The sequence below is a fragment of the Chromobacterium sp. Rain0013 genome (assembly GCF_015291765.1).
GTDB lineage: Bacteria > Pseudomonadota > Gammaproteobacteria > Burkholderiales > Chromobacteriaceae > Chromobacterium > Chromobacterium haemolyticum.
In genome coordinates this window covers 4487082-4502813 of the sequence record NZ_CP031514.1, presented here as the reverse complement: position 1 = coordinate 4502813, position 15732 = coordinate 4487082, and the positions used below count along the sequence as shown (strand labels likewise).

Annotated in this window: 18 protein-coding genes and 3 tRNA genes; 8 read left to right on the top strand and 13 right to left on the bottom strand. The window is 60.6% G+C overall.

Annotation, left to right across the window (positions count from 1 at the left end; translation table 11 throughout):
- Positions 1–49 precede the first annotated feature (49 nt).
- From DXT74_RS20550 to DXT74_RS20540, 3 genes are all read left to right on the top strand, one after another.
- Positions 50–1555: a sodium:alanine symporter family protein gene (locus DXT74_RS20550; protein WP_194426904.1), complete on the top strand. Its 1506-nt coding sequence runs from the start codon at positions 50–52 to the stop codon at positions 1553–1555.
- Between the two features lie 164 nt (positions 1556–1719).
- Positions 1720–2724: a porphobilinogen synthase gene (gene hemB / locus DXT74_RS20545; RefSeq protein WP_194426903.1), complete on the top strand. Its 1005-nt coding sequence runs from the start codon at positions 1720–1722 to the stop codon at positions 2722–2724.
- A 61-nt stretch (positions 2725–2785) separates the two neighbouring features.
- Positions 2786–2974, top strand: a complete 189-nt coding sequence (locus DXT74_RS20540) for a hypothetical protein (protein WP_194426902.1) — start codon at positions 2786–2788, stop codon at positions 2972–2974.
- Here the strand turns inward: DXT74_RS20540 and DXT74_RS20535 are convergent.
- Together DXT74_RS20535 and DXT74_RS20530 are read right to left on the bottom strand one after the other, a co-directional pair.
- A complete protein-coding gene (locus DXT74_RS20535) occupies positions 2971–3750 on the bottom strand; it encodes a class III extradiol ring-cleavage dioxygenase (protein ID WP_194426901.1) in 780 nt (259 codons plus the stop codon). The genes DXT74_RS20540 and DXT74_RS20535 overlap by 4 nt on opposite strands.
- 667 nt (positions 3751–4417) lie before the next feature.
- Positions 4418–5398: a recombination-associated protein RdgC gene (locus DXT74_RS20530; protein WP_043632609.1), complete on the bottom strand. Its 981-nt coding sequence runs from the start codon at positions 5396–5398 to the stop codon at positions 4418–4420.
- 94 nt (positions 5399–5492) lie between these two features.
- On the opposite strand from DXT74_RS20530, the gene DXT74_RS20525 reads away from it, so the two are divergent.
- The 4 genes from DXT74_RS20525 to DXT74_RS20510 all read left to right on the top strand — a co-directional run bounded on the left by DXT74_RS20525 (position 5493) and on the right by DXT74_RS20510 (position 7047).
- Positions 5493–5569 (top strand) — tRNA-Pro (locus tag DXT74_RS20525).
- A gap of 81 nt (positions 5570–5650) precedes the next feature.
- Positions 5651–5727: transfer RNA gene (locus tag DXT74_RS20520), tRNA-Pro, on the top strand.
- A 154-nt stretch (positions 5728–5881) separates the two neighbouring features.
- Positions 5882–5957 (top strand) — tRNA-Thr (locus tag DXT74_RS20515).
- 337 nt (positions 5958–6294) lie between these two features.
- Complete coding sequence (locus DXT74_RS20510; RefSeq protein ID WP_081554275.1) at positions 6295–7047, top strand: class I SAM-dependent methyltransferase; 753 nt, start codon at positions 6295–6297, stop codon at positions 7045–7047.
- A gap of 141 nt (positions 7048–7188) precedes the next feature.
- Here DXT74_RS20510 and DXT74_RS20505 read toward each other — a convergent pair whose 3' ends face one another.
- From DXT74_RS20505 to tadA, 3 genes are read right to left on the bottom strand one after another with little or no spacing between them, the layout of a single operon-like run.
- Positions 7189–7602, bottom strand: coding sequence for a DUF2721 domain-containing protein (locus DXT74_RS20505; protein ID WP_194426900.1), 414 nt, complete (start codon positions 7600–7602; stop codon positions 7189–7191).
- Entirely contained in the window at positions 7602–8258 is a 657-nt protein-coding gene (locus DXT74_RS20500; RefSeq protein ID WP_043632614.1) for a L,D-transpeptidase, read from the bottom strand. Before DXT74_RS20500 ends, DXT74_RS20505 begins: the two co-directional genes overlap by 1 nt.
- A 4-nt stretch (positions 8259–8262) precedes the next feature.
- Positions 8263–9030: a tRNA adenosine(34) deaminase TadA gene (tadA, locus tag DXT74_RS20495; RefSeq protein WP_194426899.1), complete on the bottom strand. Its 768-nt coding sequence runs from the start codon at positions 9028–9030 to the stop codon at positions 8263–8265.
- Positions 9031–9101: 71 nt separating this feature from the next.
- Between tadA and DXT74_RS20490 the strand changes: the two genes are divergently transcribed.
- Entirely contained in the window at positions 9102–10079 is a 978-nt protein-coding gene (locus DXT74_RS20490) for a hypothetical protein (RefSeq protein ID WP_194426898.1), read from the top strand.
- Here DXT74_RS20490 and DXT74_RS20485 read toward each other — a convergent pair whose 3' ends face one another.
- The 8 genes from DXT74_RS20485 to DXT74_RS20450 all read right to left on the bottom strand — a co-directional run bounded on the left by DXT74_RS20485 (position 10080) and on the right by DXT74_RS20450 (position 15677).
- Positions 10080–10361 (bottom strand): hypothetical protein, encoded by a 282-nt coding sequence (locus tag DXT74_RS20485; RefSeq protein ID WP_019103536.1) that lies wholly within the window; start codon positions 10359–10361, stop codon positions 10080–10082.
- On the bottom strand, positions 10358–10747 hold the full coding sequence (locus DXT74_RS20480) for a phage holin family protein (protein ID WP_081554271.1): 390 nt from the start codon (positions 10745–10747) through the stop codon (positions 10358–10360). The genes DXT74_RS20485 and DXT74_RS20480 overlap by 4 nt, the downstream gene beginning before the upstream one ends.
- A gap of 3 nt (positions 10748–10750) precedes the next feature.
- A complete protein-coding gene (locus DXT74_RS20475; protein WP_019103538.1) occupies positions 10751–11068 on the bottom strand; it encodes a YqjD family protein in 318 nt (105 codons plus the stop codon).
- Between the two features lie 136 nt (positions 11069–11204).
- The gene (locus DXT74_RS20470) at positions 11205–12512 is read right to left on the bottom strand and encodes an MFS transporter (protein WP_019103539.1); all 1308 of its coding nucleotides are present in this window, start codon (positions 12510–12512) and stop codon (positions 11205–11207) included.
- A gap of 335 nt (positions 12513–12847) precedes the next feature.
- Positions 12848–14287, bottom strand: coding sequence for a methylamine utilization protein MauJ (gene mauJ, locus DXT74_RS20465; protein WP_194426897.1), 1440 nt, complete (start codon positions 14285–14287; stop codon positions 12848–12850).
- Positions 14284–14961 carry a hypothetical protein gene (locus tag DXT74_RS20460; protein ID WP_194426896.1) on the bottom strand — a complete coding sequence of 226 codons (678 nt, stop codon included), beginning with the start codon at positions 14959–14961 and terminating at the stop codon, positions 14284–14286. Before DXT74_RS20460 ends, mauJ begins: the two co-directional genes overlap by 4 nt.
- Before the next feature lie 22 nt (positions 14962–14983).
- Complete coding sequence (locus DXT74_RS20455) at positions 14984–15319, bottom strand: helix-turn-helix domain-containing protein (protein WP_194426895.1); 336 nt, start codon at positions 15317–15319, stop codon at positions 14984–14986.
- On the bottom strand, positions 15300–15677 hold the full coding sequence (locus DXT74_RS20450; protein WP_194426894.1) for a type II toxin-antitoxin system RelE/ParE family toxin: 378 nt from the start codon (positions 15675–15677) through the stop codon (positions 15300–15302). The genes DXT74_RS20455 and DXT74_RS20450 overlap by 20 nt, the downstream gene beginning before the upstream one ends.
- Positions 15678–15732: the final 55 nt, after the last annotated feature.

Below are 15732 nucleotides of genomic sequence, written 5' to 3'. Positions count from 1 at the left end.
TGTCCGCCGTCAGGCGAAGCACACCCGGCTTCGCTCAAAGGAGAGTTTCATGGATGCATTCGTCAATGCCGCCAACGGCGTTATCTGGAGCCCGGCACTGATTTACCTGTGCCTGGGCGTGGGGCTTTACCTGTCTGTGCGTACGCGCTTCCTGCAGTTGCGCCACTTCAAGGAAATGCTGCGGCTGATGTTCAATACGGAGAGCACCTCCAGCGGCGTGTCCTCGTTTCAGGCGCTGGCGATGACCTTGGCCGGCCGCGTGGGTACTGGCAATATCGCCGGCGTGGCCACCGCAATTACTTTCGGGGGCCCGGGCGCCATCTTCTGGATGTGGATGGTGGCCTTTCTCGGCGCCAGCTCGGCCTTTGTCGAGTCGACGTTGGGTCAAGTCTACAAGGAGAAAATAGACGGCCAGTACCGAGGCGGGCCGGCTTTCTACATCGAGAAGGGTCTGGGCATGAAGTGGTATGCCTGGCTGTTCGCCATCACCACCATTGTCGCCACCGGCGTGCTTTTGCCGGGGGTGCAGGCCAATTCCATCGCCGCCTCGCTGGATACCGCCTTCGGCATCGCGCCCACCGTCACCGCCGCGGTCCTGGCCATCATCCTGGGTTTCATTATCTTCGGCGGGGTCAAGCGCATCGCGCTGTTCGCCGGCGCGGTGGTGCCGTTCATGGCCCTGGGTTATATCATCGTCGCCTGCGTGATCATCGCGCTGAACATAGAGCAACTGCCCGGCGTGATAGCGTTGGTGCTGAAAAGCGCCTTTGGTTTTGAGGCTGGCTTCGGCGCCATTCTAGGCCTCGCCATCCAATGGGGGGTGAAGCGCGGCGTGTATTCCAACGAAGCCGGTCAGGGCACCGGCCCGCATGCCTCCAGCGCCGCTGCGGTGTCGCATCCTGCCAAACAGGGCCTGGTGCAGGCCTTCTCGGTCTATATCGACACCCTGTTCGTCTGTTCCGCCACTGCTTTCATGCTGCTGATCACCGGCCAATACAATGTGCAGGGCCCGGAGGGCCAGGCCATGTTCACCGGCATCGCCGGCGTGGCGGCGGGGCCTGGCTATGTGCAGATCGCAATGGAAAGCATCATGCCGGGCTTTGGCTCCATCTTCGTCGCGCTGGCGCTGTTCTTCTTCGCCTTTACCACCATCGTCGCCTACTACTACATCGCTGAAACCAATATTGCCTACATCAACCGCAAGATACAGCTGCCTTGGCTGAGCTTCGTGTTGAAGATCGCGCTGATGGCGGCCACGGTGTACGGCACGGTCAAAACCGCGGATCTGGCCTGGGGGTTGGGCGATATCGGCGTGGGTCTGATGGCCTGGCTCAACATCATCGCCATCATCCTCATGCAAAAACCAGCGCTGGCCTGTCTGCGCGATTACGAAGCGCAGAAGGCGCAGGGCTTGGACCCGGTGTTCCATCCGGAGAAACTGGGCATCGTCAATGCCGCCTACTGGGAAGGGCGGCGCGCGGAGGACAATCTGGCCGCGGAATTGGCGGCGAAGGCCAGCCACGAGGGGGGGGGAGGGCAAGCTTGCTCCGCGTGAGAGCTGAGCCAAGGAGGATACGGACGGCGCCGGTGTCGGCGTCGGCGTTGTCCGCAGGCCGGGCGTGCAAAATTCAGAACACTCTGTTTTGCCGGCCGGCATCCGCTGCGGGGCGGCGGCAACAGGCGTACAATGGCCGGGCTGATCCTTCTAATGGAATTGTCATGATTTTCGCCAATCGTTATTTTCCCGCCACTCGCATGCGTCGCATGCGCAAAGATGAATTCTCCCGCCGCTTGATGCGTGAAAACGTGCTGACCGCCAACGATCTGATCTATCCGGTATTTGTGATGGAGGGACAGAACCGGGTGGTGGAAGTGCCGTCGATGCCGGGCGCGCCGCGACAGACGCTGGACAAGCTGTTGTACACCGCCGAACAGGCGCTGGAATTGGGCATCCCGATGCTGTCGCTGTTTCCGGTGATCGAGTCCGGCAAGGACAATAGCGCGCAAGAGGCTTACAACCCCGAAGGCTTGGTGCCGACCGTGGTGCGCGAGTTGAAAAAACGCTTTCCCGAACTGGGGGTGATGACGGATGGCGCTCTGGATCCCTACACCATTCACGGTCAGGATGGGGTGATGGACGACAGCGGTTACGTGCTCAACGACGAAACCACTGAAATCCTGATCAAGCAAGGCCTCTGTCACGCCGAGGCCGGCGTGGACATGTTCGGCCCGTCCGACATGATGGACGGCCGCATCGGCGCGATTCGCGAGGCTTTCGAGGAGGAAGGCTTCATCCACACCAAAATCCTGGCGTATTCGGCCAAGTACGCATCCGGTTTCTACGGCCCGTTCCGCGACGCGCTGGGCTCATCCGGTAATCTGGGCAAGGCCGACAAGAACAACTACCAAATGGATCCGGCCAATCTGGACGAAGCAATCCAGGAAGTGGCGCAGGACTTGGAGGAAGGCGCGGACGCGGTGATGATCAAGCCGGGCATGCCTTACCTGGACGTGATCCGTCGGGTGAAAGATACTTTCCGGGTGCCGACCTTTGCCTATCAAGTGTCTGGCGAATACGCGATGTTGAAGGCCGCATTCCAGAACGGCTGGCTGAACGAGGAAAAGTGCATGCTGGAAAGCCTGATCGCGTTCAAACGCGCCGGCACCGACGGCATCCTGACCTATTTTGCGCTGGACGCTGCGCGCTTGCTGCGTCAAGGCTAAACGCAGGAAGGCAAGCCATCGCGCCCCGGCTCAGACCGGGGCGTTTTGCATGGGAGCGGATATGGATTTGACGCATTCCACCCTGTTCTGGGTGATCATCGCCGCCGCGCCAGCGGTGACGGCGCTGGGTATTCTGATCCGGTTGGCCAGGCACGAGCCGCCGCCGGAGCTGCCGGCAAGCGTCAAGCCGCTGGCTTGGGACGATGAGGATCAAGACGGCGATGCTGGGCCGCCGGCGGCGGGCGGCTAGTCGAAGCGCCAGCTAGCCATGGACAGATTGCCCATGCGCCAGTCGTCGTGCAGTTTGGAAGCCTTGGCGTCGCGGCCCCCGGCGCCCAGCGCAATCCACAGAGGGGCGATGTGCTCGTCGCTGGGATGGTTGCGGCGCGCGTCGGGGGCCAGCCTCAGCCAGTCCGCCAATGCTTCATGCGCGCCGGTTTCCAACTGCAAGTCCAGCCAATCCCGGAAAGCCAGCGCCCACGGAGCCGGTTCCGAACCTTCCGGCGCCAGCGCGCGCAGATTGTGAGTGTAGCTGCCGGAGGCGATGATCAGAACACCCTCGTCGCGCAGCGGGCGCAGCGCTTCGCCAATGCGCATCAACTCGGATGCGGGCGCCTGATGCGGCAGCGACAGATTGACGATGGGAATATCCGCTTGCGGATACATCAGCATCAGAGGCGTCCAGGCGCCGTGATCCAATCCTCTTTGTTCGGTGCTTTGAGCGGGAAGACCGGCCGCGGCGAACAATTCATGCAGACGCGCGCAGAGCGGCGCATCGGTGCGTGCCGGGTAGCTCAGGCGGTATAAGGCTTCGGGGAAACCGTAGAAGTCGTGAATGGTTTCCGGATTCGGGCTGTGGTTGACCACCAGGCCGCGAGTTTCCCAGTGCGCGGAAACGATGACGATGGCGCGAGGGCGGGGCAGTTCCGTTCCCAGTCGGGAGATGAAGTGACGACTTGGGCTGTCTTCCAGCACCAAGGTGGGGGCGCCGTGCGAGATGAACAGCGCGGGTAGGCGAGTGGTCATGACTGAAGCTTTCATTCAAGAGATGCTTCAGCTTAAGCCACGCCGATTCTCTGATAAACCGCAGTTTATTGGTTTTATTGTTTACTCTTTGGAAATAATTTGGCAGAGGGGCGGCTAGGCGGAGATCGGATGCCGGACCTAACTTAATCCGGCAAGCAGGATGGCGCAGCCCGCAATGAAGATGAGGAAGCCCGCGATGCGTCGCCAATTGCGCCTGCCTTGCCTGCCGGTAAGCGGCTGCCGCTTCAACCTTCTGAGTTGTTGTCGATACATGGTCATTTGACGCTCCTATATTTGAATGATAATCATTGTTGTTTGAATGTCAAAATAAACGCTCCTGCGTGGAGCGGCTGGAGCTGAGAGGGATCTGCAATTGGCAGGCGGGTCGCGAAAACCTGCGTATTCCTCAGAGGGGGCAGTGCTTATTGCAGCCAGGCGAAGTTGGCGCACAATTCCAGCCAGAACGCTTGCCAGTTGACCGGTTTCATCGGGGGCTCCGTTGCTAGATTGTCTTCAGTATCGCTCAGCGGTTTTTATCAGTGAAATTGATTGTTTTTTGTTTTTTGTTAGCCAGGAGCTATGAGCGTGGGGCTCAAGAAATGAAGTTGTGAGAATGGGGGAGGAAAATGCGCCCCGCAAGCGCTTCGTTTGCGGGACGGGGCAGGGATCAATCCCAGGGGACTTCCGCCGAGTTTTCAACTACGGCGGCAACCGTGCTGTTTGCCGCGGGTGAGACTGTCGGGCTGGATGCTTCTTCCAATCCGCCCAGGGCGGCGACCAGGGCGTCTACCAGTTCGCCCAGTTCTTCGCTCATCAAGGTGAAGGTGGCTTCGAACAGGCTTTCTCTATCATCGCCCGCCTGGCTGGCTTCATCCTGCAGCAGGTCCAGGAATTGCAGCCGCTTCAGCTGCAGCATGTCGGTCAGCTGGAAGCGGATTTTTTCCTGCCAGATCAGGCCTACCCGGGTAACTTGCTTGCCGGTGGCAATGTGCTGGCGGATTTCGTCCGCGGTCAAGTCGATGCGCGCGCAACGCACCACCGCTCCGTTTTCTCCGCTATCCTTCAATTCGCAATCCGAGTCCAACTCAAAACCGGCAGGGGCTTCGCCGGCCGCCAGCCAGTCCGTCATCGCGGTGTGTGGCGCGATCTTGGTGCGAGGCAGCGCGGCAGGGAAAGGCGGCAAGGCTTCGCGCAGCTTGGACACCAACGCCTCGGCCTTGCTGGCGGCGGCCGAATCCACCATTAGCCAGCCGCGGCGCGTGTCCAGATAGGCGCTCATCCTGCTGCTGCGCACAAAGGCGCGCGGCAGCAGGTCGTCGGTGATCTGCTCTTTCAGCGCCAGCTTTTCCTTGCGACCCACCTTGCGCAGCTCTTTGTCTTCGATTTCCGCGACTTTCAGCTCGACGAAATCGCGGATCACCGACGAGGGCAGCACTTTGTCCTCGCGGCGCAGCGAGACCATCTGGCAGCCGCGCACTGCGTAAACCGGCGCGTCCAGATGGTTGGCGGCGGGCACCCAGCCCTCGCTAAACCAGTCCAGACCCATGCAGTGCTGGAATGGACGCTTTTCCAGCGCGGCGGAAAGTTGCTCGTTGTTAGGGGCGTCGTCTTGATTCAAACGGTAAAAAGATAGTTGCCTAAACCACATATTTGTTCCATAATGCGCGTCCTCTGATGCCACAGATTGTACCGCAGCCAAGACGGCAGCGGGGCGGTTTTCAGACAAGCTGTTAGATGGTCGTCGGAGTGTAGCTTAGCCTGGTAGAGCGCTACGTTCGGGACGTAGAGGCCGGAGGTTCGAATCCTCTCACTCCGACCAGTCAAATAGAAATAGCTTGTCAAAAAGCATTGGATGTAGTAAATTTCTGCTCCTCGGCGCTACCGCGCTGAAAGCAGTAAACGGAGTGTAGCTTAGCCTGGTAGAGCGCTACGTTCGGGACGTAGAGGCCGGAGGTTCGAATCCTCTCACTCCGACCAGATTTAAAACCCTGAATTCAATTCGTTTGAATTCAGGGTTTTTGCATTAAAGCGCGGATAAATTAAATCGGATATTTGGAAACGCGCGCCGCCCCTTTTCAAATCGATGGAAACTGTTTATTATTACGCGCTCTGCTTCAGGGCGGAGTGATGTGCCGGTATAGCTCAGTTGGTAGAGCAGCGCATTCGTAATGCGAAGGTCGGGGGTTCGACTCCTCTTACCGGCACCACAATCCTCTTCTGAAACTGCAATGAGCCCGCTGCCGCGGGCTTTTTGCATTTCCGGCCGCCATTGCTGTTGGTTTCTTCATTCCCGCCTGTTTCATTTGCGTTGGTGCGCTTTGAAATTCCTGCCACGGATGCCGTTGCGACGGCTGGTGATTGCATGTCGAATATGATATAAGCATTTTATCGGCGGGCGTGCTGAATGAGCGGCCCTACCGGTGCCGGCGACAACTTGAGAATGCGCCTGGGCTGAAATATATTGTGAACGTCTGTTATGACGAATGGACATGACGGTCTAGGCTGTCATCTAATGGAAAGCTACAGCAATTGTAGAAAGCGAACATGCTATCCAATTCCGTTGCTACTTTCAGCCTGTATTCGGATTTATATGCCCGGTTTCGTCCGGCTTATCCAGAGGCCTTGTATCAGTGGTTGTTGCCGCAGTGCTTCGAGCGTGAACGGGCCTGGGACTGCGCAACCGGCAACGGCCAGACCGCGGTGAGGCTGGGGGAGAGCTTTGCGCGGGTAGATGCCACCGACATCAGCTCCGCGCAACTGGGCCAAGCCGAGGCGCATAATCAAGTGTATTACCGGGAGTGTCCCGCCGAGGTCACGCCCTTCGACGATGCCGCTTTCGACTTGATCACGGTATCGCAGGCGCTGCATTGGTTTCATTTCCCATCGTTTTGGCCGGAGGTGGTCAGGGTGCTCAAGCCGGGCGGGGTATTCGCCGCTTGGGGCTATCATCTATGCCGGGTTTCCCCCGAGGTGGACCGCGCCGCGGCGATTTTGACTTCCATTATCGAGCCGTTTTGGTCTAGCCGCTGCCAGATTCTGTGGGACGGCTACAGTACCGCGGGTTGCCCGCTGCCTACGCTTGAAACGCCGGAGCTGGCGATTAGCTGCGATTGGACGCTGGAACAATACCTGGGTTTTCTCAACACGCTTTCCGCCAGCAAGCTGTGCAAGCAGACTTTGGGCGAGCATGTGCTGGACGATGCCTCTGGCCGCATCGCCCGGGCCTGGGGCGATGGCGGGCAAGCGCGTCAAGTGAGCATGCCGTTAAGCTTGCTGGTGGCGCGGCGCCCAGCGTAAAGCCGTTCATGTTTTTGCGAGCAAAAGCGAGACGAGGCGAAAACGAGCGAAAAAGCGGAGTGGTCGAGGGGGGCATGAGCATTTCGAAGGTGTACTCACCGTGTAAAGCTCCACGACGCGTAGCAGATCGTAAACAGGTTTTTAGCGGCGCTTGTCGTATTCCGCCTGTAGATCGGAAAGCAGGATGTTGAGCGCGTCCGACGAGCGCAGTAGCTCTATCAAGGACACGGCCAGCGAGCAGATCATGCACAGCAAGCTGATGCCGAAAGTCAGTTCCCCCCAGGCCTGCCAGCCGGTATAGACCTGAAACATCGCCACGGTACACAGGAACAGGCTGGCGATGCCCAGGCACTGCATCCATTTGATCAAGGTGATGCGAGTGCGCAAATTGCCGATCTGGCGCAGGATTTTTGGATCCTGGTTGTCGCGGTACTCCTCATACAGATTGCGAATGATGCCGGCCAGGCCGAGAAAACGGTTGGTATAAGCCAGCAGCAACAGGGAGATGGCGGGAAACAGCAGGGCGGGTGTGGTCAGGGTCAGCGCGGAATGCATCAGGCGTTCTCATCAATCAGGACATCAATGCCGTTGTCGGTGGCGTCGAACAGTTCGATTACGTCCGGGTTTTTCATGCGGACGCAGCCGAGGGAGCTGGGGGTGCCCCAGGGCACATGGTCCCCGGCACCGTGAATGTAAATGGCTCGATTATAGCTGTCTACCTCGCCGCCTTGGTTCTTTCCTGGCTCTTCGCCGCAAAGCCACAGGATGCGGGTGAGGATCCAGTCCTTGGTCGGATACTGTGCGTGCAGTTCCGGCGTGTATTTCCAGGGCGTCACTTTGCGGCGAAAAATAATGGTATTGGCCTCTACGCCGGCGCCGATGCGTTCGCAGACCCGATGCCAGCCGCGAGGCGTCTGATAGCTGCCGCTGGCTTCTCCCACGCCGTTGCGCGCGGTGGATACCTGGTATTCGCGCTGCAGCAGGCCCCAGCCGTCGTAATGACGCAGGGTTTGGCTGCGTACGCCAACCAGAATCCAGGGCGCGCCGTAATGGCGAGGATTGGGGCGGGTGTCCAGCAAGGGCGCGGCGCTTTGCTGGCCAGCAGCGAATGCCGCCGCCGCCAGCGGGTCCACTGTCAGGGAGGCATCGTCTTCCATGCCCGCGGCGAAAGCGGATGCGCTCAAGGATAGGACGAGCATCAGTCGCAGCATGGCATCAGCCTTTCCGACGGGTTTGGAAAAACGCCGTCAATGGTTGTACGCAGGCGTCCGCCTGCTGCTTGCCGAACACCGCGGCGTGATGATTGAGACGGCTGTCTGCGAAAACGTCCAGCACGCTGCCGGCGGCGCCGGTCTTGGCGTCCGGCGCTCCATAAATCACGCGAGCGATGCGGGCGTGCATGATGGCGCCGCTGCACATCAGGCAAGGTTCCAGCGTCACGTATAGATCGCAGCCGTCCAGGCGGTAATTGCCCAGCTGGCCGGCCGCATCGCGCATGGCCATGATTTCTGCGTGGGCGCTGGGGTCATGCCGGCCTATAGGTTGATTGTAGCCGCGTCCAATCACTTCGCCTTGTCGGACAACCACTGCGCCCACAGGAATCTCGCCTTCCAGGCCGGCCTGGGCGGCTAGTTCCAGGGCTTGGGTCAGATGGAGGGCGATTTCGGTGTCGGACGGCGGCGCGGCCACGGGCGGGTGCGCGGCGAGCTGTCGCAGCAAGGCGTTTTTGGCCTCGTCCCCAAGCTGGTTCCAATGAATGCCGCGGCAGGCGGCTTCCAGCGCGAACAGCAGTTTGCGGGTGGCGGTGCGCCCGCGGCTTTTTAATTGCAAGAAAGCCAAGACGGGGCCCCGTTGCCGCAGGGTGTCGGCGTCGATAATGCCGATTTCGGCGAGCCAGGCGATGGCCGCGGGCGGCAGAGGAGGCGAGGTCAGCGGCGAGCTGATCTCGATGGTCTTGGCGGACGGGAGGGGGTTGTCTTGCATGATGTCGATTTTAGCGTAAAGAAATCTCTTTCACGGCCGATAGAATGTCATAACCATAGGTTTTTTCTTATATGCCCGTGATAAAGCCCTATTCCGCCTCCTATACGCCGTCGCAACCCAAGTCATCGGCCGGCCGCGCCGCGGCAGCTTCTTTCGCCGAATCCGCTGCGGCCCAGGCGGCCTCCCCAACAGCTTCCTTGCCGGCCAGTCCGGCGCAACAGGCGCGTCAGCAGCTGCAATCTTCTTTGCAGCAAAGCTTGGGTAAATTCATGCAGCAACTGAAAGTGACTTTGCGGCCATTGCCCAAGCGTTCGCCCGAAGTGGATGGCATGCAAAAGGAGATGTTGAAGAAGAAGGTGGACATGCTGCTGAAGATGGCTCAGATGGCGGGCCGAGACAAGGCCAGCCTGAAAGCGCTGGCGGGGGAACTGGCCCGCGCGGTTAAGGAGCTGAAACAGTTAGTGGCCAGCATGACGCAAAACGCAGCCGATTCCATGATGTCGGTGAGCGTAGGCGGCGACGCGGAGGCGGCAAGCGCGGCCGCCTCGGAAGCGGCGGTGCCCGAGCCGGCAGACGCCGGCGGAGACGCGTCCGGCGCCGCGGCCCAGATTCAGGCTCAAGCCGCCGCAGCCGAGGATGAGACGCGGCAGGCTAAGGACGGGGCGGGGGAAGCGTCCTCGGCCGCCGGCGCGCGAGGCGACGCGGCTGCCGCCAACGGCGACAAGAACGCAGGGGGCGTGGCTCGCGACGATGGCGCCGCGCCGCGGACGGGGGGCGGTAATCCGCTTTCCAGCGGCAATCCGGTGGCGGGAGACCCGGTGATCCAGGACATCATGATGAAGCTGAAGCAGCTGCAAAACTGGCTCAAGCAGCAGACGCGCCAGCTGCAAGCGGATCAGGAACTTCGGAAGATGATCAAGGAGATGGACAAGGACATGGAGGGCATCGAGAAGATGCTGGCGACTGGAGAAATAGCGGAGAACGGAGAGATGGACGTTCAGGTCCACGTTGAGGCGGAGGCCGGCGCGGGCGTGAACGTCCAGGCTTGATCAGCGGCTGCGCCAGAGCCGGCGTCCCAGTTGCCATAGCGCCCATAGCCGCGCGCCAGTGCCAAGCCAGGATTGCAGTCGTCCGCCGGGCGGCAGCAGGCTGCCGAGCGTGGCCAGAATCTTGCCGAGGCCGCGCTGCCGGCTCCAGGCCTTCAAACCTTCCCCGGCGGCGCCTAGAGGATGGCGCCGCAGAGTATCCAACTCCAGGCGCAGTTTGACTCTGAGCGCTTCGCCCTTCATCACCAGCAACTGTTTCTTGATGGCGCGGTCCCTTGGGTTCACGGAGCGTCTCCTCCACCCAGGGCCGCCCAGTCCTTGCGCACTTCTTCCAAGGTGGTGGCGAAGGCCGGCCCTTGGTCGCGAAGGCGTCGGCGCAAGCTGAAGCCCAGCCAGGCGCCGGCGCCGCAGAACGACAGCGCGCAGACGGCGAGGACCCAGGCGCGCAGAGTCGGCGGAGTCAGCGTCCAGACCAGCAGCAGTCCGGCCGTCAGGCCTACGGCGATGAGAATCAGCGCCAGCATGCCGGTGAACAGGCTGCCGATGATGTCGTCTTTCAGTTCCTGGGCTTCAAGCGACAGCAACTCCGCTCGGGTCAGCAGCAGGGAAGCCACCCCGCCGGCGAAGGAGCGCAGGCTGCCGGGACGGGGTGGGGATGGGCGTTGCGGCATGCCTTAGCGGCGGGAAACCAGCATGCCCAGCAGGAAGGCGACGCCAGCGGCGATGCCGATCGATTTCCAAGGGTTTTCATGCACGTATTGATCTGTCGCCTTGGCGGCGACCTTGGCCTTGCCGACCACCACTTGTTCGGCATCCAGCAACTTGGCCTTGGCCACTTTCAGTTTTTCGCTGACGCGCTGGCGGATTTCCTTGCTTTTCTGGCTGCCGTCGTCCAGCGAGGCGTCGATCAGCTCTTCGGTGCTGACCAGAACCTGGCGCACGTCATCCAGTAATTGTTCTTTTTCCTTGGCGATTGCAGCGGCATTGGACATAAAGATCTCCTGGTGAAAATGAATGGGAACTCCGCGATGGCACGGCTCTCGCGGTGCAGCAATCAAGCTGACTACCATCAACCTATCAGGCTGGGCCAGTGACGTCAAACACTGGATTTGACCGATTTCGACTGCGTCAAATCCGGCTATAGGCTGCGTTTTCCCAATGTGGAACGCTAGGCGCGCGGAAGCGGCTGGCCGCGAACAGGCCGACGCCGCCCATGGCCAGGCCGAACCAGGCGGAGACCCAGGGGCTCCAGGGTGCGGCGGCGATCAGCAACAGCGGCGCGGCGCTGGCCCATAGCGAATAGGCGATGTTGTAGGTGACGGCGATGCCGGACACGCGGATATCCGCGGGGAACAGGCTGATCATCGCCGAAGGCACCACGCCGACGATGCCGCAGCATAAGCCGGCGATGGCGTAGGCGACGCCGGGCCAGCGCCAGCCGCCGATCAGGCTGGCGTAGAGCAGGCCAACGCCCACGGGTAGCAACAGACTGTAGAGGATCAGGCTGTGCAAAGGGCCGACACGGTCTGTAACGCGGCCGGCGATCACGCAGCCGATGTTCAGAAACACGATGCCGAGGCTGCCTAGTGCGAAGGCATCCTTGGCCGACCAGGCGAAGTGTTGCTGCAGCAAGGTGGGCGTTACCACGACCGGAATTATTACAGCGGAGGTCAGCACGCAGGTCAGCAGCGCGGCCGGCAGCAGCGTGCTCCGGTGAGAGCGCAGCACTTCCAACAGCGGGTAGGCGCGTTCCTGTCGCTGAGAGCGCAGGGACAGGAATACCGGTGTTTCATTCAGCCAGCGGCGCAGCCAGACGCCGAACAGGCCCAGCGGGCCGCCGAGCAAGAACGGAATGCGCCAAGCGTAATCCTGCATTTGCTGCGGGCTGAAGATTTCGGCCAGCAGGGTGGCGGTGAGCGCGCCCAGCAGGTAGCCCATGGTCAGGCCGGCCTGAAGCAGGCCCAACGCGTAGCCGCGGTGGCGGGCCGGAGCGTGCTCGGCGACAAAAGTCCAGGCGCTGGGCACTTCACCGCCCACCGCCGCGCCTTGCAGCAGCCGCAGGCATAAGAGCAGCAGCGGCGCGAGATAACCGATCTGGGCGTAGGTGGGTAATAGACCGATCAGCAGACAGGGGCCGGCCATCATCAGCATGCTGAGGCTGAACATCCGCTTGCGGCCCAGGCGGTCCGCAAAGTGGGCCATCAGCATGCCGCCCAGCGGGCGAGCCAGATAGCCGGTGGCGAAAATGCCGAAGGTTTGCAGCAAGCGCAGCCATTCCGGCATTTGCGGCGGGAAGAACAGGTGGCTGAGCGTGGCGGCGAAGAAGGCAAAGACGATGAAGTCGTAGATTTCGAGCGCGCCACCCAATGCGGCCAGTCCCAGGGTGCGGTAGTCGGTGCGTGAAAGTGCGGCGGCAGGCGTGGAGATGGCGTTCATGAGGGTTCGGGGGCGACGGCGGAGGAGGGGCTGGAGTCGGATTCAATGCACGCCGACAGTGGCTAGTCGGGGGGCTCGGATCTGCTTAAGGCAATGCGAATATGGCGATATGGCAAACATGCCGCCAGTTTAGCGCGTGTCGGGAAATGTGGCGATAGTCAATTGCATTTTAACGGCATAAATGACACCGGACATGGACAAGAAAAAAACCCCGGCGCTGGGCCGGGGTTGATAGAAAGGCGCTTCCCACTCAATTATAAACGAACACAAAAACTTCAGTATTGACAGTTAGTTACGCTCGACGACAACTGGCGATGCCATGAATAATGCCATGCTCATGATGTAGAGCCACTTTTCGCCGTCTCACTCCGGCCGAGACTGTCGCCGCCCGCTTGATCGTCACCTTGAGTCTGCGCTACAGCGGGTGCAGGCGCTTCCGCGTGCTGTCGGCTGCGCCTGAACTGCTCCAGCGCTCGCTGCACTGCCTCTTCTGGCGCTTGAGGGATGATGTTGACGGGTATGACGACCTCGCAATCGACCGGCTCCACGTTACCCTTAATGCGCAATTCCACCGTACCGTTGCCAATGACGCTATGGAAATAGCGGGTGAAGTCCTCAATGTCCTGCTCGGTTATCTCGGCTCCTTGTCGAAAGCCGCATTCATTGAGCAGCGTATGCAGCTTTCCGTTCGCCACATCCATGGCAAACGCAAGCACGATGGTGCCGCGAGAGCTTAATGTAACGAACCGCAGGACGCCATCACCGCTGTCGATAGGCAGCAGCGTCATCTCTCGAAACTGGTCAGCAGCCGGATGAGGCCAAAGGTTCACCGAAACCGTGGCCCCTTCAAGCTGCCCGAGCTGCACGGCATCCTCGACGACACCACCAGCTTTGAGCGTCTCCACCGCTTCGGGCATCATGAGCGGGTACCAGGGCATGAGCCGGTCACGGTTCGAGTACACATCCATCTCGTCGGGCACCTCGGCTTCAACCTTGATGTAGCGGTTAGCTAATGCCTCGATGATGCACAAGTCCGCTGCGATGCGCTGGCGATCCGCCGGAATGTCGGGGTCCACGATGATCTTGCCGATACTCGCATGAGCCACCGCGCAACGTCCCGAGTCGAACAGATGTTTGTTGACATCGATGCCTTGGTCGCGCAGTTCCTTGATGCGCTCGACTGCTCGCTCCTCGGCCAGTTGATCCAGATTCTTCCCGACCCACTCGACGCGCTGCTCGCTGGGCATCTGGCTTTCGATGACTTTGAAGAAGCTCAGAAAGCTGTAGGCGTCATGAACGCGGCTCAACCGACGGCCTTCACGTAGGAACGCCAGCGCCTTACGCACCTGGTCGTCCTCAATGATGGGCATGTGGTTGCAATCGAACCCGTGCGCGCCTCCCTGCAGGATCTCGGTATAGACGTCTCGAACAGCACCGAAGCGAACGATGAAGGTCCCCCAGTTTCGATTCGTAATGTCAACATAACCGCGCTTGTAGAAACCAAGGATGGACGTAAAGCGGTACAGCCGCGCCATCGCCTCGTCCATGTTGTCTTGCTCAGCAGGCGTGCTGATGCCCGGCGCGCTGCGCACCTCGCCTTCCTGCTTGGGCTTCACGCCTTGCAGGAAGTACTCGTGCCCGTCGTACTCGATCCAAACATCCTCCTGTGACCAAGCAATCGACGAAACCACACCCACAGACAGCCAGCCCTGGCGGCCGTTGATACGGTCCAAGGCAGCAACGCCGAATAAATGCGGTATGTAGGGGGTCTTCATAGCTGCACAGGCTCGGCAGGTGGCTTGGCAGCGCGCTTCAGGATTTCGGTCACAAGTTCCGGCTCAGCGTCTCCGATGAGCAGCTTGCGAGTCGGTGCGATATGCGTGAATACCTCGGCCAGAACGGTCATGTCGTGGCCCAGGCCGTTCGATAGCGATGTCGCTTTTAGCAGGCCAAGGCGAGCGCCGGCCGTCACCTCGTCCATGCCTTGCCGAGTGACAGCCAGGTTCGATCGCAAGGTCGCGATCGCGTCGATCGCTCCCTTTTCAAAGGCAAGTAGCTTCGTGCCGAGGCTGTCGGTGAAAGGCATCTGACGGGGCCGGTAAGGGCTCATGTCCAATGCCTCCGACACCTGTCCACCAGCTCGCGCGCTGATGATGGCTGCATCGACGAGCTGCTTGGCGCTCATCAGGCCGCATGCCACATCGACCAGCTCGGCGGCGATCATGGCCTTGAGCTTTTCCACCTGGCCGGCTTGTTCCTGTGCGGCCTTGAATCGATCGTTGGCGCGATTGATCCAGTTGCCCAACAAGAGCGCGGCACCACCGAACAACGCACCAGCGAGGCCGGCCGCCGCTGCTTGATCGTGACCGATTCCCCAGGGCCTGCACGCCAGGACGTACCAGCCAAACGCGACCAGTGCTGCGAATAGCACCAGGTCGATGTGGTTCATGACCTTGGCCACAGGCACTAGGTCAGGCGATCGCCAGCGTCAAATGACCGATCGACTCGACGGCCGGCCGAACCTTGATCTCGATGTCGTAACCGAGACGATTCAGGCACTCCATGAGCTTGCGTTCGGAGAGGTTGGCGAAGTCGCCACGCATCATTCCCGACACCTTCGGTTGTGGGATGCCCATGCGCCGGCCGGCCTCTTCTTGGGTCAAACCGAGACGACGCACGGCACGGGTGATCTCGATCACCAGGCCTGACTTGATCTTGAGCTTTTCGGCGTCGGCCAGGCCGAGGTCGGCGAACACGTTGCCCGAGCTGGTTTCGATCTCGATGCCTTCAATCATGCGCTTTGCCATGTCGTAGCTCCTTTGCCAGCGCCTCGGCTACTTTCAGCCTGGCGCGAATGATGTCCATGTCCTCTTTCGGCGTGGCGATCCCGCTCTTGCTCTTCTTCTGGAAGCAGTGCAGGACGAACACCGCTTCCGCGAACTTCACCGTGTAGACGGCCCGGTACGTACCGCCGGCATCGTCCTCGACGATCTCAAGGACACCAGCACCGCCGAAGCCTTTGAGCGGTTTTGCCGCCCCGTGCTGGTCGCCGCGCTGAGCGAAGTCGAGGGCGTGACCAAAGAACTTCCGCACATCGAGAGGAAGCGCCATCAGGTCTCGTTTACTTCCTCCGACCCAGATTAGCAGCCTGTCTTGTTCTGTCATGTCGCTACTTTATACCATTTCTGGTATGAAGTCAAATAGTGCACGGGCCGAGAGA